Origin of the sequence: Ramlibacter henchirensis (assembly GCF_004682015.1) — a bacterium.
Lineage (GTDB): Bacteria > Pseudomonadota > Gammaproteobacteria > Burkholderiales > Burkholderiaceae_C > Ramlibacter > Ramlibacter henchirensis.
The window spans coordinates 2,530,511-2,550,719 of sequence record NZ_SMLM01000001.1 but is presented as its reverse complement, the minus strand read 5'-3'; the positions used below and the strand labels follow the sequence as shown (position 1 = coordinate 2,550,719).

Annotated in this window: 17 protein-coding genes; 12 read left to right on the top strand and 5 right to left on the bottom strand. The window is 68.2% G+C overall.

Annotated features, from left to right (window positions below; all coding sequences use genetic code 11):
* Positions 1-4: 4 nt before the first annotated feature.
* A complete protein-coding gene (purN, locus tag EZ313_RS12595) occupies positions 5-589 on the bottom strand; it encodes a phosphoribosylglycinamide formyltransferase (RefSeq protein ID WP_135263486.1) in 585 nt (194 codons plus the stop codon).
* A gap of 124 nt (positions 590-713) precedes the next feature.
* Between purN and EZ313_RS12590 the strand changes: the two genes are divergently transcribed.
* From EZ313_RS12590 to EZ313_RS12580, 3 genes are all read left to right on the top strand, one after another.
* Positions 714-1,895: an acyl-CoA dehydrogenase family protein gene (locus tag EZ313_RS12590; protein ID WP_135263485.1), complete on the top strand. Its 1,182-nt coding sequence runs from the start codon at positions 714-716 to the stop codon at positions 1,893-1,895.
* Positions 1,896-1,905: 10 nt separating this feature from the next.
* On the top strand, positions 1,906-3,021 hold the full coding sequence (locus tag EZ313_RS12585; RefSeq protein ID WP_135263484.1) for an acyl-CoA dehydrogenase family protein: 1,116 nt from the start codon (positions 1,906-1,908) through the stop codon (positions 3,019-3,021).
* 76 nt (positions 3,022-3,097) lie between these two features.
* Complete coding sequence (locus tag EZ313_RS12580) at positions 3,098-4,477, top strand: alpha/beta fold hydrolase (RefSeq protein ID WP_135263483.1); 1,380 nt, start codon at positions 3,098-3,100, stop codon at positions 4,475-4,477.
* Positions 4,478-4,620: 143 nt separating this feature from the next.
* Here the strand turns inward: EZ313_RS12580 and EZ313_RS12575 are convergent, their stop codons facing one another.
* Complete coding sequence (locus EZ313_RS12575; protein WP_135263482.1) at positions 4,621-5,178, bottom strand: HNH endonuclease; 558 nt, start codon at positions 5,176-5,178, stop codon at positions 4,621-4,623.
* 134 nt (positions 5,179-5,312) lie between these two features.
* On the opposite strand from EZ313_RS12575, the gene EZ313_RS12570 reads away from it, so the two are divergent.
* The 4 genes from EZ313_RS12570 to EZ313_RS12555 all read left to right on the top strand — a co-directional run bounded on the left by EZ313_RS12570 (position 5,313) and on the right by EZ313_RS12555 (position 11,486).
* Positions 5,313-6,311, top strand: a complete 999-nt coding sequence (locus tag EZ313_RS12570; RefSeq protein ID WP_135263481.1) for a bifunctional riboflavin kinase/FAD synthetase — start codon at positions 5,313-5,315, stop codon at positions 6,309-6,311.
* A gap of 112 nt (positions 6,312-6,423) precedes the next feature.
* On the top strand, positions 6,424-9,276 hold the full coding sequence (gene ileS, locus EZ313_RS12565; RefSeq protein ID WP_135263480.1) for an isoleucine--tRNA ligase: 2,853 nt from the start codon (positions 6,424-6,426) through the stop codon (positions 9,274-9,276).
* Entirely contained in the window at positions 9,276-9,776 is a 501-nt protein-coding gene (gene lspA, locus EZ313_RS12560) for a signal peptidase II (protein WP_135263479.1), read from the top strand. The genes ileS and lspA overlap by 1 nt, the downstream gene beginning before the upstream one ends.
* Before the next feature lie 45 nt (positions 9,777-9,821).
* Positions 9,822-11,486: a Na/Pi cotransporter family protein gene (locus tag EZ313_RS12555; protein ID WP_135263478.1), complete on the top strand. Its 1,665-nt coding sequence runs from the start codon at positions 9,822-9,824 to the stop codon at positions 11,484-11,486.
* A 458-nt stretch (positions 11,487-11,944) separates the two neighbouring features.
* On the opposite strand, the gene EZ313_RS12550 is transcribed toward EZ313_RS12555, so the two are convergent.
* Entirely contained in the window at positions 11,945-12,808 is an 864-nt protein-coding gene (locus EZ313_RS12550; RefSeq protein ID WP_135263477.1) for an EamA family transporter, read from the bottom strand.
* Between the two features lie 164 nt (positions 12,809-12,972).
* Here EZ313_RS12550 and EZ313_RS12545 point away from each other — a divergent pair, with 164 nt between their 5' ends.
* Genes EZ313_RS12545 through EZ313_RS12530 form a run of 4 tightly spaced genes read left to right on the top strand, consistent with a single transcriptional unit; the run spans position 12,973 to position 17,622 of the window.
* The gene (locus EZ313_RS12545) at positions 12,973-14,334 is read left to right on the top strand and encodes a glutamine synthetase family protein (protein WP_135263476.1); all 1,362 of its coding nucleotides are present in this window, start codon (positions 12,973-12,975) and stop codon (positions 14,332-14,334) included.
* Between the two features lie 3 nt (positions 14,335-14,337).
* Complete coding sequence (locus EZ313_RS12540; RefSeq protein WP_135263475.1) at positions 14,338-15,471, top strand: iron-containing alcohol dehydrogenase; 1,134 nt, start codon at positions 14,338-14,340, stop codon at positions 15,469-15,471.
* Between the two features lie 4 nt (positions 15,472-15,475).
* Positions 15,476-16,252 (top strand): gamma-glutamyl-gamma-aminobutyrate hydrolase family protein, encoded by a 777-nt coding sequence (locus EZ313_RS12535; protein WP_135263473.1) that lies wholly within the window; start codon positions 15,476-15,478, stop codon positions 16,250-16,252.
* Complete coding sequence (locus EZ313_RS12530; RefSeq protein ID WP_135263472.1) at positions 16,249-17,622, top strand: aldehyde dehydrogenase family protein; 1,374 nt, start codon at positions 16,249-16,251, stop codon at positions 17,620-17,622. The genes EZ313_RS12535 and EZ313_RS12530 overlap by 4 nt, the downstream gene beginning before the upstream one ends.
* 11 nt (positions 17,623-17,633) lie before the next feature.
* Here the strand turns inward: EZ313_RS12530 and EZ313_RS12525 are convergent, their stop codons facing one another.
* Complete coding sequence (locus tag EZ313_RS12525; RefSeq protein WP_135263470.1) at positions 17,634-18,020, bottom strand: response regulator; 387 nt, start codon at positions 18,018-18,020, stop codon at positions 17,634-17,636.
* Between the two features lie 199 nt (positions 18,021-18,219).
* Positions 18,220-19,203: a quinone oxidoreductase family protein gene (locus EZ313_RS12520; protein ID WP_135263469.1), complete on the bottom strand. Its 984-nt coding sequence runs from the start codon at positions 19,201-19,203 to the stop codon at positions 18,220-18,222.
* Positions 19,204-19,301: 98 nt separating this feature from the next.
* Here EZ313_RS12520 and EZ313_RS12515 point away from each other — a divergent pair, with 98 nt between their 5' ends.
* The gene (locus EZ313_RS12515; protein WP_135263467.1) at positions 19,302-20,207 is read left to right on the top strand and encodes a DMT family transporter; all 906 of its coding nucleotides are present in this window, start codon (positions 19,302-19,304) and stop codon (positions 20,205-20,207) included.
* The last annotated feature ends 2 nt before the right edge of the window (positions 20,208-20,209 follow it).

Sequence of the window (20,209 nt, the reverse complement as noted above, 5' to 3'; positions counted from 1 at the left end):
GAATTCAGAGCCCGGAACGCAGCAGGCCTTCGATGGCGCGCGGATAGATCACGTGCTCCTGCGTCAGGACGCGGGCCGCGAGCGTCTCCTCGGTGTCTTGCGACAGCACGGGCACGACGGCTTGTTCCAGGATGGGACCATGGTCCAGCTCGGCGGTGACCTGGTGCACGGTGGCGCCCGCAAAACGGCAGCCCGCTTCCAGCGCACGTCGGTGGGTGTGCAGGCCCGGAAAGGCCGGCAGCAGCGAAGGATGGATGTTGAGCAGCCGCCCCGCGTAGCGGGCCACGAAGCCGGGCGTGAGGATGCGCATGAAGCCGGCCAGCACGAGCAGCGCCGGCTGATGCCGATCGATCGCGGCCGCCAGCTCGGCTTCGAAACTCTCGCGCGAATCGAAGCGCTTGTGGTCCACGACCTCGGTGGCGATTCGCCGCTCGCCCGCGAACACGAGGCCGCCCGCGTCGGCGCGGTTGCTGATCACGGCCGCGACCTGCGCGCCGTAACGGCCGCGCCAGTCGCGCGCCTGCGCCGCGCGCACGATGGCCGCCATGTTGGAGCCCCCGCCGGAGATCAGGATCACGATGTTCTTCATGGGAGGGCGGGATTATCCCCAGCGCGCGAGTCCCAGCCCATCCGCGCGCGATTTGTCGCGCCTCGGACAGGCTGATCCTGCGTGGTTGCTGGAAAATCCGCCGACGACCACGCCGGAGACACGTATGGATTTGGCCTTCACGCCGGAGGAACAGAAGTTCCGCGAAGAGATCCGCGCCTGGGTGCGCGAGAACCTGCCCAAGGACATCGCGCACAAGGTGCACAACAGCCTGCACCTGACGCGGGACGACATGCAGCGCTGGGCCCGCATCCTGGGCAAGAGGGGCTGGCTGGGCTACGGCTGGCCCAAGCAGTTCGGCGGCCCGGGCTGGACCGCGGTGCAGAAGCACCTTTTCGAGGAGGAATGCGCCCTCGCCGGAGCGCCGCGCATCGTGCCCTTCGGGCCGGTGATGGTGGCGCCGGTGATCATGGCCTTCGGCAACGCCGAGCAGCAAAAGCGTTTCCTGCCCGGCATCGCCAGTGGGGAGGTGTGGTGGAGCCAGGGCTACAGCGAACCGGGTTCCGGCTCGGACCTGGCGTCGCTGAAGACGCGCGCCGAACGCAAGGGCGACAAGTACATCGTCAACGGCCAGAAGACCTGGACCACTTTCGCGCAGTACGGCGACTGGATGTTCAACCTGGTGCGCACCAGCACCGAGGGCAAGCCGCAGACCGGCATCTCCTTCCTGCTGCTGGACATGAAGTCGCCCGGCGTGAGCGTGCGGCCGATCATCATGCTGGACGGCGGGCACGAGGTGAACGAGGTGTTCTTCGACAACGTCGAAGTGCCGGCCGAAAACCTGATCGGGGAGGAGAACAAGGGCTGGACCTACGCGAAGCACCTGCTCTCGCACGAGCGCACCAACATCGCCGACGTCAATCGCGCCAAGCGCGAGCTGGAACGCCTGAAGCGAATCGCCAAGGCCGAAGGCGTGTGGGACGACCTGCGCTTCCGTGACGAGATCGCCCGGCTCGAAGTGGACGTCGTGGCGCTGGAGATGCTGGTGTTGCGGGTGCTGTCGGCCGAGAAGTCCGGCAAGAACTCGCTGGACATCGCCGGCCTGCTGAAGATCAAGGGCAGCGAGATCCAGCAGCGCTACAGCGAGCTGATGATGCTGGCGGGCGGCGCCTTCAGCGTGCCCTTCATCAAGGAAGCGATGGAGGCCGGCTGGCAGGGCGACTTCCCCGGCGGCGCGATCGGCCTGGCGCCGCTGGCCGCCACCTACATGAACCTGCGCAAGACCACCATCTACGGCGGCAGCAACGAAGTGCAGCGCAACATCGTCGCGCAAACCGTTCTCGGCTGAGGAGGCCACCATGGATTTCGATTTCTCCGACGAGCAGGAACAACTGCGCGACGCGGTGCGCAAGTGGGTGGACCGCAGCTATGACTTCGAACGGCGCCGCGCCGCGGTGCGTGCGGGCGGCTTCGACCGCAAGACGTACGGCGAGTTGGCCGAGCTGGGCCTGGCCGGCCTCTACATCCCCGAGGAGCACGGCGGCATGGGCATGGGCCCGGTCGAGGGCATGGTGGTGATGGAGGAACTGGGTCGCGGCATCGTGCTGGAGCCGCTCGGCCAGGCGCTGGTCGCGGGTGCGGTCCTGAGCGGCTATGCGACCGACGCGATCAAGGGCGAATGGCTGCCGAAGATCGCATCGGGTGAAGCACTCGTGGTGCTGGCGCACCAGGAACGCAGGACGCGCTGGCGCCTCGACCGATGCGAAACCCAGGCTTCGCAGCAGGGCGGCGGCTGGACCGTCAGCGGCGCCAAGAGCATCGTGCCGGCCGGCGACCACGCCGATGCGTACCTGGTGCCCGCGACGTCGGGCGGGAAGATGGCGGTGTTCCTCGTGCCCCGCTCCGGGTCGGGCGTGAAGGCTACGGGCTACACCACCGTCGACGGCAGCCGCGCCGCGGAAGTCGGCTTCCAGAACGCACCCGCCACGCTCGTCACGCAGGACGGCGTGGCGGCGCTGGAATACGCGGTCGACGTGGGCATCGCCTGCACCTGCGCCGAGGGCGTGGGCGCCATGGAAAAGACGATGGAGCTCACGGCCGAATACCTGAACACGCGCAAGCAGTTCGGCGTGCCGATCGGCAGCTTCCAGGCCCTGCGCCACCGCATGGCCGACATGAAGATGCAGCAGGAGTTGGCGCGCTCGATGAGCTACTACGCCAGCCTGAAGCTCAACGCGCCGGCCGACGAGCGCCGCCGCGCACTCGCCCGCGCCAAGTACCAGCTGGGCGTCTCCATGCGCTTCGTCGGCCAGAACTCGGTGCAGCTGCACGGCGGCATCGGCGTGACCGACGAATACGTCGGCAGCCATTACTTCAAGAAGCTCACGCAGCTCGAGCTGACCTACGGCGACACCTTGCACCACCTGGGCGAGGTGTCGGCGCGGATGCAGGACACGGCAGGCGTGTTCGCCTGACGCGGGCCTCGACTCGTCGGCCCGCGGCCGCGGCCGCGGGCCTTTTCGTTGCAAGAACAAGAAGGAGACAGATCCGATGACCACCCGCCGACACCTCCTGTGCGCGAGCGTTGCCGCCCTGCTGCTGGCGGCCTGCGCCGGCCGCCCCACCGGACCGGCGAGCGAGTTCGCGCAGATCGTGTTCGTGCACGGCAACGGCGACAGCGCATCGGTCTGGCAGTCCACAGTGTGGCGCTTCGAGTCCAACGGCTGGCCACGGGAGCGCCTGCACGCGATCGACCTGCCCTACCCGCTGGCGCGGGACGACGACACGCGGCCGCAGCCCGGGCGCACGTCCACGGCCGAACACATGTCGTTCCTGAAGGGCGAGGTGGAGAAGGTTCTCAAGGCCACCGGCGCCCGGCAGGTGGTCCTCGTGGGCAATTCGCGCGGCGGCTACGCGATCCGCAACTACATCCAGAACGGCGGCGGCGCGTCCGTGGTGAGCCACGCCATCCTGGGCGGCACGCCCAATCATGGGGTGTGGGCGCTGCGCGAGTTCGCGCCCCACAGCGAGTTCAATGGCACCGGGCCCTTCCTCACCGCGCTGAACGCGCCCAAGAACGCGGGCGGCGATGAAGTCGCGGGCCCGGTTCGCTGGATGACGATCCGCTCCGAGAACAACGACAAGTTCGCGCAGCCGGACGGGTTGTGGATCGGGCGCAAGGGGCAGCCAACCAACATCACTTTCGCGGCCCCGGAACTCAAGGGCGCCACCAACGTGGTGATCCCGCGCATCGACCACCGCGAGACGTCGTTCTCGCCGGCGGCTTTCGCTTCCACGTACCAGTTCATCACCGGCCGGGCGCCCGCCACGACGGAGATCACGCCCGAGCAGCGCGTGGTGCTCTCGGGCAAGGTGAGTGGGCTGGGCGTGTCGTCCACCGACCCGGCCTCCGGCAACTTCTCGAACAACCTCCCATTGCCCGGTGCGCGCCTCGAAGTCTTCAGCATCGACGAGGCGACCGGCGAGCGCCGCGGCGCCGCGGCGCACAGCCAGGTGATCGGCACCGACGGCCGCTGGGGCCCGTTCCCGGCGAACCCGCAAGCGCGCTACGAGTTCGTCGTCAGCGCACCGGGCTATGCGACGACGCACATCTACCGCAGCCCCTTCCCGCGCTCGAGCACGCTAGTGAACCTGCGGCCGGAGCGAGTGCCCGAAGCCGATCGCAGCGCGCCGGCGCTGGCCATCCTCAACCGTCCTCGCGGCTATCTCGACCCCGACCGCGACCGCATGTCGTTCGATGGCCAGACCCCGCCGCCGGGCGCGCTGCCCGGAGCGGGCGCTTCGAGCTCACGCATCCGGCCGACCGGCGCGCCGCGGCCAGTCATGGCCGAGTTCAACGGCGAGCGGCTGGTAGGCCGGCTCTGGCCCCTGGCGGACAACCATGTCTCCGTTCTGGAACTGACGTACTGAGCCACGATCCGCCCCCTCTCCCCCTCGGGGGAGAGGAGCAAGGCGAACGCCTCGCGACGAGGGGGCCGGGTTGGGGAGAGGGGGTTCGTGAAGCCACCGCCAGCGCGCGCCGAAGGCAGCGCGACTTCACGAGTGAACGCAGTTCACGAGTGCAGTCGCGAAGACTTCGGCAGATGCGCCATGAGGAACTCCATCTGGTCCGCCAGGATGCGGCGGTTGCGCAGGATGAAGTCCTCCCAGAGGCTGGGCACGTAGGGCGCGTACAGCAGCGGCATGCGAGCCTGCTCGGGCGTGCGGTTGCTCTTGCGGTGGTTGCAGCAGCGGCAGGCCGTGACCACGTTCATCCAGTGGTCCTTGCCGTTCTGGGCGAACGGAATGATGTGCTCGCGGGTGAGTTCGTCCTCGCGGAAATGGCCGCCGCAGTAGGCGCAGATGTTGCGGTCGCGCGCGAAGAGCTTGCCGTTGGTCAGGCCGGGCTTGAGGTCGAAAGGATTGATGTTCGGCACGCCCTTGGTGCCGATGATGCTGCTGACGGTGATGACCGACTGCTCGCCCGTGACGGCGTTGTGCCCGCCGCGGAACACGGCCACCTGCGCACCCACCTCCCAACGAACTTCGTCGGCGGCGTAGTGCAGCACGGCCTGCTCCAGCGAAATCCAGGACTGGGGCAGCCCCTGGGCGGACAGCTTCAACACCTTCAAGACGAACGCTCCTTCCTCAACACAGCCGACAGGGAACGGAACAGCAAGCACAATATACCCTGATTCAAGTGACATTTCGTCGCGCGGCGCTCTCCCATCGGGCACGCCCTGCTATCAAAAAGATACCAATTCGCATGCGGATCTTCCGAGGCTTCCACCATCCCGGCATCGCGCCGGCCAGCGCGGTGACGATCGGCAATTTCGACGGCGTGCACCGCGGCCACCAGGCCATGCTGGCCCTGCTGAACAGCGAGGCGCGCCACCGCGGCGTGCCCAGCTGCGTGCTGACGTTCGAGCCGCATCCGCGCGACTACTTCGCCCGCGTCGCCCGCAAGCCCGAACTGGCGCCGGCCCGCATCGCCACGCTGCGCGACAAGCTGTCCGAACTGGCCGCCTGCGGCGTGGGCCAGTGCGTGGTGCTGCCGTTCGACGCGCGGCTGTCCAGCCAGGCGCCGCAAACCTTCATCGACCAAGTGCTGGTCAACGGGCTGGGCGCGCGCTACGTCCTGGTGGGTGACGACTTCCGCTTCGGCGCCCGGCGCGCGGGCGACTACGCCATGCTCGACGCCGCCGGCCAGCGACAAGGCTTCGACGTGGCGCGCATGAACAGTTACGAGGTGCACAACATGCGTGTGTCCAGTTCGGCGGTGCGCGAGGCGCTGGCGCGCGGCGACATGGACGGCACGGCGGCCCTGCTGGGGCGGCCTTACAGCATCAGCGGCCACGCGGTCCATGGCCGCAAGCTCGGCCGGGAACTCGGCTTCCCGACGGTGAACCTGCGCTTCTCGCACTGGAAACCCGCCGCCAGCGGCATCTTTGCCGTGCAGGTCGACGGGCTGGCGGACCATCCGCTGCCCGGCGTGGCCAACCTGGGCATCCGGCCCTCCCTGGATCCGAACGACGTCAATGGCGGCCGGGTGCTGCTGGAGACGCACTGCCTCGAATGGCCGGGCCACCTCGGCCTGGAGGGGGCCTACGGTAAAATCATCCGGGTGGACCTGTTGCACAAACTGCACGACGAGCTGAAATACGACAGCCTGGAGGCGCTCCGGGCCGGCATCGCGCGCGACTGCGACGAGGCCCGTGCGTACTTCGCGTCCACCCGTCGCCAGACCACGCGCGACCGAATTTAGAGGGCGCCCGCCGCTCGCCGCCCTTCGACAGGCTCAGGGCGAGCGGCCCGTGATCACCGCCCTCCCGGCCCGCCTTCGGGCTGAGCTTGTCCCGAGCCCCCCGAGGCTGACGATGCCCGACACCAAAACCGACTACCGCGCGACCCTCAACCTGCCCGACACGCCCTTCCCGATGCGCGGCGACCTGCCCAGGCGCGAGCCGGGCTGGGTCAGGGAATGGGAGGAGCAGGGCCTGTACAAGCGCCTGCGCGATGCGCGCAAGGGCCGCCAGAAGTTCGTGCTGCACGACGGCCCGCCATATGCGAACGGCCAGATCCACATGGGCCACGCGGTCAACAAGATCCTGAAGGACATGATCGTCAAGTCGCGCCAGCTCAAGGGCCTGGACGCGGCCTACGTCCCGGGCTGGGACTGCCACGGCCTGCCGATCGAGAACGCGATCGAGAAGAAGCACGGCCGCAACCTGCCGCGCGACGAGATGCAGGCCAAAAGCCGCGCCTTCGCCACCGAGCAGATCGGCATCCAGATGGCCGACTTCAAGCGGCTGGGCGTGCTGGGCGACTGGGACCATCCGTACAAGACGATGGAGTTCTCGAACGAGGCCGACGAGATCCGTGCGTTCAAGCGCGTGATCGAACGTGGCTTCGTCTACCGCGGCCTCAAGCCGGTGTACTGGTGCTTCGACTGCGGCTCCTCGCTCGCGGAGTTCGAGATCGAGTACGCGGACAAGAAGAGCCAGACGCTCGACGTGGGTTTCCAGGCGAACGATCCCGCGGCGCTCGCGCGCGCCTTCAACGTGTCCAGGCTGCCGCAGGGCAAGGACGTGTTCGTCGTCATCTGGACGACGACCGCCTGGACCATCCCGGCCAACCAGGCGCTCAACCTCAACCCCGAGCTGGACTACTCGCTCGTGGACACGGCGCGCGGCCTGCTCGTGGTGGCCAGCTCGCTGGTGGAGCGCTGCCTTCAGCGCTACCACCTGCAGGGCGGAACCGTGATCGCCACGGTCAAGGGCCGGCAGCTCGATGGCCTGCAGTTCCGTCATCCGCTGTACGACGTGCACGCGGCGTACCGGCGCCTGTCGCCGGTGTACCTGGCGGACTACGCGACGGCCGACGACGGCACCGGCATCGTCCACTCCTCGCCCGCCTACGGCCTGGAAGACTTCACCAGCTGCGTGGCGCACGGGCTGAAGTACGACGACATCCTCAACCCGGTGCAGGCCAACGGCAGCTACGCCGCGGACTTCGCCCTCTTCGGCGGGCAGGACATCTGGAAGGCCGTGCCGGCCATCATCGAGGCGCTCGACCAGGCCGGCCGCCTGTTCGCCACCGCGCCCATCAGCCACAGCTACCCGCACTGCTGGCGCCACAAGTCGCCGGTCATCTACCGCGCAGCGGCCCAGTGGTTCATCCGCATGGACGAAGGCAAAGGCGTGTTCACGAAGGACAAGGCGCCCGCCACGCTGCGGCAGATGGCGCTCGCGGCCATCGAGGAAACCAGCTTCTTCCCCGAGAACGGCAAGGCGCGCCTGCGCGACATGATCGCGGGCCGGCCCGACTGGTGCATCAGCCGCCAGCGCAGCTGGGGCGTGCCCCTGCCCTTCTTCCTGCACAAGGACACGCACGAACTCCATCCGAGGACGATGGAGATCCTGGACCTCGCGGCCGGCATGGTGCAGGCCGGCGGCATCGAGGCCTGGAGCAAGGCCTCGCCCGAGGAGATCCTGGGCAAGGTCGGGGCGGCGGCAGACGCGGCGCAGTACGCCAAGAGCACCGACATCCTCGAGGTCTGGTTCGATTCCGGCACCACGCACACCACGGTGCTCAAGGGCTCGCACGCCGGCGCCGGTCATGAGAACGGCCCCGAGGCCGACCTCTACCTCGAAGGCCATGACCAGCACCGCGGCTGGTTCCACTCCTCGCTGCTCACGGCGTGCGCGATGTACGGCCGCGCGCCGTACCGCGGCCTGCTCACGCACGGCTTCACGGTCGATGCGCAGGGCCGCAAGATGAGCAAGTCGCTGGGCAACGGCGTCGATCCGCAGGAGACTTGGAAGAAGCTGGGCGCCGAGATCATCCGCCTGTGGGTGGCCGCGTCCGACTACTCCGGCGACATCGCGGGCGACGAGAAGATTCTCGCGCGTGTGGTGGACGCCTACCGCCGCATCCGCAACACGCTGCGTTTCCTGCTGGCCAACGTGAACGACTTCGACCCGGCCAAGGATTCCGTCGCGCCGGCGGAGATGCTGGAGATCGACCGCTACGCCATGAGCCGCGCGGCGCAGTTCCAGAACGAGGTGCTCGCCCACTACGAGGTGTACGAGTTCCACCCCGTCGTCGCGAAGTTGCAGGTTTACTGCTCCGAGGACCTGGGCGCGTTCTACCTGGACGTGCTGAAGGACCGGCTCTACACGACCGCGCCCAAGTCGCACGCGCGGCGCAGCGCGCAGACCGCGCTGTGGCACATCACGCATGCCATGCTGCGCTGGATGGCGCCTTTCCTCAGCTTCACCGCGGAGGAGGCGTGGAAGGTGTTCGGCACCTCCGAGTCCATCTTCATCGAGGAGTACGCGGAACTCGGCGCGCCCGACGAGGCGCTGCTGGCCAAGTGGAACCGCATCCGCGAGATCCGCGACGTGGCCAACAAGGAGATCGAGGCCCTGCGCGCGGAAGGCAAGGTGGGCTCCTCGCTGCAAGCCAATCTGACCGTCGCTGCGCCGGCCGACGACCACGCCCTGCTGCAAAGCCTGGGCGACGACCTGAAATTCGTCTTCATCACCTCGGCCCTCGCGTTGCTCAAGGGCGACGCCGTCGCGGTGCAGGTCACGCCGTCGTCCGACGCCAAGTGCGAGCGCTGCTGGCACTGGCGGGCCGACGTCGGCAGCGACGCCAGGCATCCGGAGATCTGCGGCCGCTGCGTGAGCAACCTGTTCGGACCGGGCGAAGACCGGCGGTGCGCCTGATGGCGCGCGGGGCGAGTGGAGGCCTGCGTGGAACGCTGCCCTGGCTGGGGCTGGCGCTGATCCTGCTCATCGCGGACCAGCTGACCAAGACCCTGATCCTGGGCTATTACCAGCTGGGCGACAGCACGTATGTCGCCCCCTTCTTCAACATCGTGCGGGTGCACAACACCGGCGCCGCGTTCTCCTTCCTGGCCACGGCCTCGGGCTGGCAGCGCTGGCTGTTCACCGGCATCGGGGTCGCGGCGGCGCTGTTCATCGTCTGGATGCTGCGGTCCCATTCGGGACAGAAGCTGTTCTCCTTCGCCCTGGCGTGCATCCTGGGGGGCGCCATCGGCAACGTCGTCGACCGGCTGATGCACGGCTACGTCGTGGATTTCCTGCAGTTCCACTGGAAGGACCGCTGGTTCTTTCCGGCGTTCAACGTGGCCGATGCCGCCATCACCATCGGCGCGGCGGCCTTGATCCTGGACGAGATCCTGCGCGTGCGCCGCAGCCGATAGGCTCCCCGGGCGGGGCCCGCCCGCGTATCATCGGATGCCTCAAGCATGAAGCATCTGTTGAATCTGCTGGCGGCCATCGCGCTGCTGGTCTGGGGAACCCACCTTGTCCGCACCGGCATCCTGCGGGTGTTCGGCGCCAATCTCCGGCAGGTTCTCGCACGCAGCATCAGCAACCGCTACACGGCTGCCGTCTCGGGCATCGGCGTCACCGCGTTGCTGCAATCGAGCACCGCCACCGCCCTCATCGTCTCCGCGTTCGTCGGCCAGGGGCTGATCACGCTGCCGCTGGCGCTGGCCGTGATGCTGGGCGCGGACATCGGCACCAGTCTGGTCACGGTGGTGTTCTCGTTCGACCTGTCCTGGCTGTCGCCCCTGCTGATCTTCACGGGCGTGGTGATGTTCATCTCGCGCTCGTCCACCAACGTCGGGCGCTTCGGCCGCGTGCTGATCGGGCTCGGGCTGATGCTGCTGGCGCTGCGGCTGGTGTCCGAATCGACCCAGATCATGGTGCAGTCGCCGATCGTGCAGGCGCTGCTCGCCTCCATCAGCAGCGACCTGCTGCTGGAGATCACCGTCGGCGCGCTGCTGGCCGTGCTCTCGTATTCCAGCCTGGCGATCGTCCTCCTCACGGCGACGCTCGCCAGCACGGGGATCGTCCCGACCGAGATGGCGCTGGGGTTGGTGCTCGGCGCCAACCTGGGCAGCGGCCTGCTGGGCGTGCTGACCACGGCGCGGTCGCCCGTCGAAGTGCGCCACGTTCCGCTGGGCAACCTGGTGTTCAAGTGCCTGGGCGTGCTGGTCGCCGCGCCGTTGATCGGCGTCTGGCTGCGTGAACTGCGGCCGCACCTGGCGGACGACGTGTCCACCGTGGTGCTGTTCCACCTCAGTTTCAACATCCTGCTGGCGCTGCTGTTCATCGGGGTCGTTCATCCCATCGGCCGCGCCGTGATGCAGATGCTGCCCAAGCCGCAGCGCATCGCCAACGGCCGTCCGCACCACCTGGATCCCTCCGCGCTGGGCACACCCTCGTTGGCGATCTCCTGCGCCGCGCGCGAGGCGCTGCACCAGGCCGATGTGGTCGAGACCATGCTGCTGGGCATCCTCACCGTTCTGAAGAACAACGACCTGCGCCTGGCCGAGGAACTGCGCAAGCTGGACGACACGGTCGACGAGCTGTATTCGGCCATCAAGTACTACCTGACGAAGATCTCGCGCGAGGCGCTGGGCGAGGAGGAAAGCCGCCGCTGGACCGACATCATCAGCTTCACGATCAACATGGAGCAGATCGGCGACACCATCGAGCGGATCCTGATGGACATCGAGGACAAGAAGATCCGCAAGGGCCGCAGCTTCTCCGACGCCGGCATGGCGGAGATCTGCGAGCTGCACGCGCGCCTGATCGACAACCTGCGCCTGGGGATGAGCGTCTTCCTCAACGGCTCGGTGCGCGACGCGCAGAAGCTCCTGGAGGAGAAGGCGCGTTTCCGCGACCTGGAGCACGCGTATGCGTCGACCCACCTGGAGCGGCTGTCCGGCAATACCGTGCAGAGCATCGAGACCAGCTCGCTGCACATCGACCTGATCAGCGACCTGAAGCGGATCAATTCCCACATCTGCTCGATCGCGTATCCGATCCTGGAGTCGGCCGGTGCGCTGGCGCCGAGCCGGTTACGCAGTGATGTGCTGGCGACAAGCAAGGAGCCGATCTAGGTTCAGGCGGCGACGGCGGGCCAGTTCACCGTCATTCCCGCCTCCGCGGGGATGACGGACTGACCTGCCCGCACCCGCACACTGCTCCCACGCGTCAGGCGGTGCCTGGCCCGGGCGATTTCTGGGATGAGCGGGGCCGCAGCGGCCCGGCCGACGCGAGCGCCTCGCGCATGCGAGGTGCGAAGTCCGTTTCAACTTCTGACTCGCGGGAGTTGTCCGAACAGAGAGAGCGGCCTTCGGCCGGTCTCTCTGTGAGTTCTACCGCGGGAGGCCGGGCCGCGTTGAAGGCCCCGCGCGTCCGTGTGCGAGCAAGGCGAGCACCGGACCGGCACAGCATGAGCCCGGGCCAGGCACCGCCTGACGCGAGGGCGCGATGCCAAAGAATCACTGTATTCAACACTGCCGCGCGCGTGCCCTCACCCCAGCCCTCTCCCAGAGGGAGAGGGAGCAAGGTAAAACTAGCCCACCCGAAGAGCAATCACGCCCGCGACGATCACGGCCGTGCCCAGAGCGCGGCGAGGCGTGAACACCTCCTTCAACAACCACGCCCCGAGCAGAGCGGCAAACAGCACCGAGGTCTCGCGCAACGCGGCAACCACCGCGACCGGCGCCTTCGTCATCGCCCACAGCGCGATCCCATAAGACCCCATCGAGGCCATCGCGCCCACGGTGGCCAGCGGAGCACGCGAGCGCGCATAGGGCCACGCCACCGCCACACCTCGCCGGTGCAGCACCAGCAGCGTGAAAGGCCAGCCATGCACGAGGAACAACGCGCACACGTACTGCAGGGCCGTGCCCCCGGTGTTCACCGACGCGCGCACGCCGAGCGCATCGACCACGGTGTAGAGGGCGATCACCACCGCGTTGCTCAGCGAAAAGGCCAGCGCCTTGGGCCGCTCCAGCGCATGGCTGGAAAGCCCCAGCACCAACACCCCGCCCGAGACGCCGAACACGCCGGCCCACGCCAGTGGCGACAGGCGCTCGCCCAACGCGACGGCCGAGGACAGCGCCACGAGCATCGGACCCAGGCCGCGCATCAGCGGGTACGTCAGGCCCAGGTCGCCGTGCCGGTAGGCGCCGGACAAGGCGATGTAGTAGCCGAAATGGATCACCACCGAAGCGAGAACGTAGGGCCATGCGGCGGCCGGCGGAAGGCCGGTGAAGACGACCAGCGGCAAAGCCAGCACGCAGCACATCAGCTGCAGCAGCGCCGTGTCCAGCTCCTTGTCGGTGCTGGACTTCACGAGCGCGTTCCAGCCCGCGTGAAGCAGCGCCCCGAACAGGACGGCGGTCGCGACACCCCAGGAGAGGCTCGTAGGCATGCGTCCGATTAGACCAGCCGGCAGCCGTGTCCCCTGCAAGGCCGCCCGCATTGCGCCGTGTGCATGGATGGGCTCCGGCCCGCGTAGGACCCCGCCGTCAGCGTTCCACAGGCGCGCCGAACCGTGCCACGATTGCAGCGCCGTCCCGTTCAACACGAAACGCCATGGCCAGTTCCAACATCCATCCCGCCCTCGCCGCAGTCAAGAAGAGCGGCGCCAACAAGGTCAAGGTCGCGGTCAGCGACATCGACGGCGTGCTGCGCGGCAAGTACCTGCACATCGACAAGTTCGAGGGCGCGACCGAAGGCGGCTTCGGCTTCTGCGACGTGGTGTTCGGCTGGGACATGCACGACGTCACCTACGACAACACGCAGGTGACCGGATGGCAGCACGGCTTTCCAGACGCGCTGGCGCGCCTGGACCTCGGCACTGCGCGCAATGTCCCATGGGACAACGGCGTGCCGTTCTTCCTGGGCGAGTTCGTCAATCCCGACGGCTCGCCGCATCCGGTGTGCCCGCGCCAGCTCCTCAAGCGCGTGCTCGCGCGCACCGAGAAGCTCGGCTATGCGGTGATGGCCGGCATGGAATTCGAGTGGTTCAACTTCCGCGAGACGATCCACACCTGGGCCGCCAAACAGGGCATCCCGCCCGAGCCGATCACGCCCGGCATGTTTGGCTACTCGGTGCTGCGGATGGCCGACAACCCCGGCTTCTTCAATGCGCTGATGGACGAGATGCTGGCCTTCAACGTGCCGATCGAAGGACTGCACACGGAGACCGGTCCTGGCGTCTACGAGGTGGCCATCGCCTTCTCGCCGGCGCTGGAGCAGGCCGACCGCTCGATCCTGTTCAAGACCGGCGCGCGGGAGATCGGCAAGCGCTTCGGCATCATGCCCAGCTTCATGGCCAAGTGGAGCCCCAGGTACCCCGGCTGCAGCGGCCACATCCACCAGAGCCTGTCGGACGGCAAGGCCAACCTGTTCTACGACGCGAACTCGGCGCGCAGGATGAGCCCGCTGTTCGAGAGCTACCTCGCCGGGCAGGTGGCCTGCATGATGGAGTTCGGGCCGATGCTCTGGCCCACGATCAACAGCTACAAGCGCCTGGTCGACGGCTTCTGGGCGCCGGTCAAGCCGACGTGGGGCATGGACAACCGCACCGCGAGCTTCCGCGTGATCGCCGGCTCGCCCAAGGCGACGCGGCTGGAGACGCGCTGCCCTGGCGCCGACGTGAATCCCTATCTCGCGATGGCGGCCGTCATCGCGGCCGGCATGCACGGCGTCGAGAAAGGATTGAAACTCACCGCGCCGCCGATCACCGGTACCAACCAGGGCGGCGAGAACGTCCCGCGGGCACCGCGCACCTTGATCGAGACCACACGCATCTTTCGCGAGTCGGCCATCGCGCGCGACTGGCTGGGCGACACCTTCGTCGATCACTTCGCCGCGACCCGCGAGTGGGAATGGCGCCAGTGGCAGGATGCGGTGACCGACTGGGAATTGAAGCGCTACTTCGAGATCATCTGAGCCATGGCCTTGTCCAGCTTCTCCTTTCCCACGGCGATCCGATTCGGGCCGGGCGCCCGCAAGGAAGTCGCCGAGCACTTGCGCGCGCAAGGTCTCACGCGCCCGCTCATCGTCACCGACAAGGCCCTCGCAGCGTTGCCCGTGCTGGCCGAGTTCAGGTCGCACCTGCAGGGCCTGGACGTTGCGGTGTACGCCGGCGTGGCGGGAAATCCCACGGCACGCCAGGCGATGGAGGGCGCGAAGGCCTTCCGCGCGCATGGCGCCGATTGCGTCATCGGCTTCGGCGGCGGCGCCGCGCTGGACGTTGCCAAGGTGGTGGGCATCGCGGCCACGCACGAGGGCGACATCATCGAGTACGCCTGGGACCACCCGCAGGTGCGTCCCATCGCTAAGGCGCTGCCCTACTTCGTCGCGCTGCCCACCACGGCGGGCACCGGATCGGAGGTCGGCCGCTCGGCCGTGATCAGCGAAGAGGACACGCACCTCAAGCGCGTGGTCTTCAGCCCGAAGATCCTGGCGCGCCAGGTGTTCGCCGATCCCGAGCTGACGCTCGCCCTGCCGCCGCACGTCACTGCCGCCACCGGCATGGACGCACTCACGCACAACATCGAGAGCTATCTCTCGCCCGCGTACCACCCCCTGTGCGACGGCATCGCGCTCGAAGGCACGCGCATCGCCGCGCGGTCGCTCGTCACCGCGGTCCGCGAGCCCGCCAACATCGCCGCGCGCAGCGACATGATGATGGCCTCGATGATGGGCGCGATCGCCTTCCAGAAAGATCTGGGCGCGGTGCACGCGTGTGCGCATGCGCTGGGCGCCGTGTGCGACCTGCACCACGGCCTGGCCAACGCGCTGATGATCGAGACGGTGCTGGCCTGGAACATCGAGGCGGCGACCGACAAGTTCGAGGAGCTCGCGCATGTCTGCCGCCTGGGCGGCGGCGGGCCCGGCCTGGTGCGCTGGCTGGGGCACCTCAAGCAGCAGATCGGCATCACCGGCACGCTCGCTTCGCATGGCGTGAAGAAGGAGCAGATCCCGCGACTGGTCGAAGTCGCATCCAAGGACATCTGCCACCAGACCAATCCGCGGCCCGTCACGCCGGCCGACTTCGAGCGGCTGTTCCAGGCTGCGCTCTGATCCCATGGACGACCGGCCCAAGATCGGCATCAGCGCCTGCTTCTTCCATCCGGATGCGGCACGCAAGGCGGCGCCCAGCAAGACGCTGCTCTGGATCGAGCAGTCCACCGCGCACTGGGTGATGTCGCTCGGCGCGTTGCCGGTGATGGTGCCCTCGCCTTTCGGCGACACGGCGCGCGGCGACGTGGGCCTGGACGACTACGCGCGCTGGCTCGATGGACTGGTGATGCACGGCGGCGCCGACGTCTGGCCCGGCAGCTACGGTGAGGAGCCGCTGCGTCCCGAGTGGGCCGGCGACCGCGCGCGTGACGAGTACGACATCGCGCTGGTGCGCGCCTTCGAGGCGGCCGGCAAGCCGGTGTTCGGCATCTGCCGCGGATTGCAGCTGATCAACGTGGCGCACGGCGGCACGCTGTACCAGGACATCGCGACGCAGAAGCCCGGCGCACACACCCACCGCGATACCGAGGCGTACGACCTGAACTTCCACGAGGTCGACATCATCCCGGGCTCGAAGCTCGCAAGGCTGCTCGGCGAGCCGCGCCACAAGATCAACAGCGTGCACCACCAGGGCATCAAGGACCTGGCGCCCGGCTTCGTGGTGGAAGCCACTTCGCCGGACGACGGCGTGATCGAAGCGATCCGCCACACCGGCGACGCGTGGGTGGCCGCCGTGCAATGGCATCCCGAGTTCCACTTCCCGCGGCTGGGCGTGGTGGACGACACGCCGCTGCTGCGCGACTTCCTCGACGCCGCCCGCGAGGCGCGCAGAACAAGATGAACCGCCTGCCCGTCCACAACCCGGCCACCGGCGAACTGATCACCGAACTGCCCGCCGACGACGAAGCTTCGGTGCAGGCCAGGTACACCGCCGCGCGCGCGTCGCAGCCAGCCTGGGCCGCGACGCCGCTGGCCGAACGCAAGGCCTGCATCGAGCGATTCCGCGGCGCCGTCGTGCGCGAGACCAATTCGCTGGCCGCGACCATGACGCGCGAAACCGGCAAGCCGATCCGCATGTCGCGCAATGAACTCACCGGACTCCTGCCGCGGATCGACTTCTTCCTCGGCATGGTCGAGCCCGTCATCGCGCCCGAGCAGGTGTTCGACGAGGCCGGCACGCGAGAGGTCATCCAGCATGAGCCGCTGGGCGTCGTCGCCAACATCTCGGCCTGGAACTACCCCTGGTTCGTGGGCTGCAACGTGATCCTGCCGGCTCTGCTGACCGGCAACTCGGTGCTCTACAAGCCGTCGGAATACGCGGCGATGACAGGGCTGGAGATCACGCGGTTGCTGCACGAGGCCGGCGTGCCCAAGGACGTCGTGGCCTGCCTCGTCGGTGCGGGGCCGGTGGGATCGGCCCTGCTCGCGCAGCCCGTCGACGGCGTGTTCTTCACCGGCTCGCACGCCACGGGCCGCCGCATCGCGCAGGCCGTGCAGGGCCGCTTCATCAAGCTGCAGCTGGAGCTGGGCGGCAAGGACCCGAGCTACGTCTGCGACGACGTCGATGTGCGCGCCGCCGCGGAATCGCTGGCGGATGGCGCCATGTACAACACGGGCCAGAGCTGCTGCTCGGTCGAACGCATCTACGTGCACGACAAAGTGCACGACGAGTTCGTCCAGGCCTTCGTCGACACTGTGAACGGCTATCGCCTCGGCGACCCGATGGCGGATGACACCTACATCGGCGCCATCACGCGCGCTCCGCAGCTCGAGGTGCTGCAGTCGCAGGTCGACGACGCCGTGGTCAAGGGCGCCCGGCTGCTCACGGGCGGCCACCGCAAGCCGGGCCCGGGCAACTGGTTCGAAGCGACCGTGCTCGCCGACGTCGATCACCGCATGGAGCTCATGCGCGAGGAAAGCTTCGGTCCCGTGATCGGCATCCAGAAAGTGTCGGGCGACGAAGAAGCGGTGCGCCTGATGAACGACACGCGCTACGGTCTCACCGCCGGCGTCTACACGCGCGACGAGACCCGCGCCAAGCGCCTGCTGTCGCAATTGCGCGCGGGCAGCGTCTACTGGAACTGCTGCGACCGGGTCAGCCCGCGCCTGCCGTGGAGCGGCGTCGGCGATTCAGGCGTCGGCCTCACGCTGTCGAGCTACGGGATCCAGACCTTCACCCGGCCCAAGGCCTGGCACCTGCGTTCGGCCTGAGGCCGAACGGCTCAGGCCGCTTCAAGCTCGCCGCGCGCCTTGACGCAGTAGTCCAGCAGCGCGTCGATCTCGGTGGACTTGTCGAACACGGCATCCGCGCCCAGCTGCGCGCAGCGGCGCCGCATGTCCGAGGTGGCGTGGTTGCTCAGCACGATCACCTTCTGGCCGTGCCGGCGCGAACGCAGCGCCTCCACCACGCGAAGGCCGGTGCCTTGGCGCAGGAACAGGTCCACCACAGCGACGTCCCAGCCGTCGGCGTTCTGGCTGAACCAGCGCCGCGCCTCCTGCTCGGTCTCCGCGAGGCCGACCGGCTGGACCTCGGCCAGTTCCTCCAGCGTTTCGATCAGGTTGTCTCGAATCGTCGGGCTGTCCTCGACGATGTAGGCTCTCAGCGCCATAAGGCAGTGCTCCGCTAGGCCGCGGCGCCCTGCACCTGCGGCAAATCTCACTCGATCGGGGCAATCTACCCAACCGCAATGTCGCAAGGTGCAAGCAGGAGGGCCAAGCGGCTGTAGGAAAGCGCGGTCAGCGCGTATTCACACACGAGCGGCGCGGAGCACTGCGGGAGGCAGGCCCAGGCCGCTCCCGCGCCTGTGCTCACAGGGTCAGGATGGTGGACCCCGTGGTCTTGCGAGCCTCCAGGTCCCGGTGCGCCTGCTGCACCTGTTCGAGCGGATAGCGCTGGTCGATGCGGATCTTCACCTTGCCGGACGCGACCACCTCGAACAGCTCATCGGCCATCGACTGCGTGTTCTCGCGGGTGGCAATGTGGGTGAACAGCGTCTGGCGCGTCACGTACAGCGAACCCTTGGCGCCCAGGATGCCGGGCGCGAACGGGGGCACCGGACCGGACGCGTTGCCGAAGCTGGCCATCAGGCCGAGCGGCTGCAGGCAATCGAGCGACTTGTCCCAGGTGTCCTTGCCCACCGAGTCGTACACCACCTTCACGCCCTTGCCGCCGGTGATCTCCTTGACGCGCTCCTTGAAGTCTTCCTTCGCGTAGTTGATGACATGGGCCGCGCCGTGCTCCTTGGCCAGCTTGCACTTCTCGTCGGAGCCGGCCGTGCCGATCAGCTGCAAGCCCAGCACCTTCGCCCACTGGCAGGCGATGAGGCCCACGCCCCCGGCGGCGGCATGGAAGAGGACATGGTCGCCGGGCTTCAGGCCGCCCTGCGGCTGCGTGCGCTTGAGCAGGTACTGGGCGGTGAGGCCCTTGAGCATCATGGCCGCGCCGGTATCGAAGTCGATCGCATCCGGCAGCTTGCACACCGTCATCGCCGGCATCACGCGCACCTCGCAATAGCTGCCGGGCGGCTGGCTGGCATAGGCGGCGCGGTCGCCGGGCTTGAGGTGCGTGACGCCGGGGCCGACGGCTTCCACGATGCCGCTGGCCTCCATGCCGATCTGCAGCGGCAGCGGCAGCGAGTACAGGCCGGTGCGGTGGTAGACGTCGATGAAGTTCAGGCCCACGGCCTTGTGGCGAATGCGGATCTGCCCCGGACCGGGCTCGCCGACGGACACGTCGACCAGTTTCAGTTGCTCGGGTCCACCGGTCTGTTCGATGCGGACGGCACGGCTCATCGCTGTTCTCCTCTTGCGTTGGACAAAGGCGCGCCATCCTGCCATGAATCGAATCGCCTCGCCGGGCGCGCCGCCGCTTGCCGCTACAGTCGCTGCCCATGCAACAACGCCTGACGCCGGGCACGGTCGGCCTGCTGGTCCTGCCGCCGCTGCTGTGGGCCGGCAACGCGGTGGTCGGCCGCGTGATGGCCGGCTCGGTGCCGCCGATGACACTGAATTTCCTGCGCTGGGCGATCGCGTTCGTGCTGCTGCTGCCGTTCGCCGCGCAGTTGCTCAAGCCCGGCAGCTCGCTGTGGCCGCACTGGCGACGCTTCCTCCTGCTCGGGCTGCTGGGAGTGGGCTGCTACAACGCGCTGCAGTACCTGGCGCTGACGACGTCGACGCCGCTGAACGTGACGCTGGTGGGCGCCAGCATGCCGGCCTGGATGCTGGCGATCGGCGCGATGTTCTTCGGCCAGCGCATCACGATGCGCCAGGTGACGGGCGCGGCGCTGTCGATCACGGGCGTGCTGGTGGTCCTCAGCCGCGGCGACTGGGACGTGCTGCTGCAGGTGCGGCTGGTGCCGGGCGACATCTTCATCCTGCTGGCCACCGCGTCCTGGACGTTCTACAGCTGGCTGCTGGTGCGGCCCGGAGACCCGCCCGAGATCCGCGGCAACTGGACCCTGTTCCTGATGGCGCAGCTGGTGTTCGGCCTCGGCTGGTCGGGCCTGTTCGCGGGCGCCGAGTGGCTGTCCGCGCCGCAGCACATCGAGTGGGGCTGGCCGACGATCCTGGCCCTGGCCTACATCGCGCTCGGTCCCGCGATCCTGGCCTACCGCAGCTGGGGCCTGGGCGTGCAGCGCGTCGGACCCAACATCGCCGGGTTCTTCTCGAACCTGTCGCCGCTGTTCGCGGCCGTGCTGTCGGCGGCTTTCCTCGGCGAACTGCCGAGCGCGTACCACGCCGTCGCCTTCTTGCTGATCGTCGGCGGGATCGTGGTGTCTTCGCGCAAGACCGCCTGAGC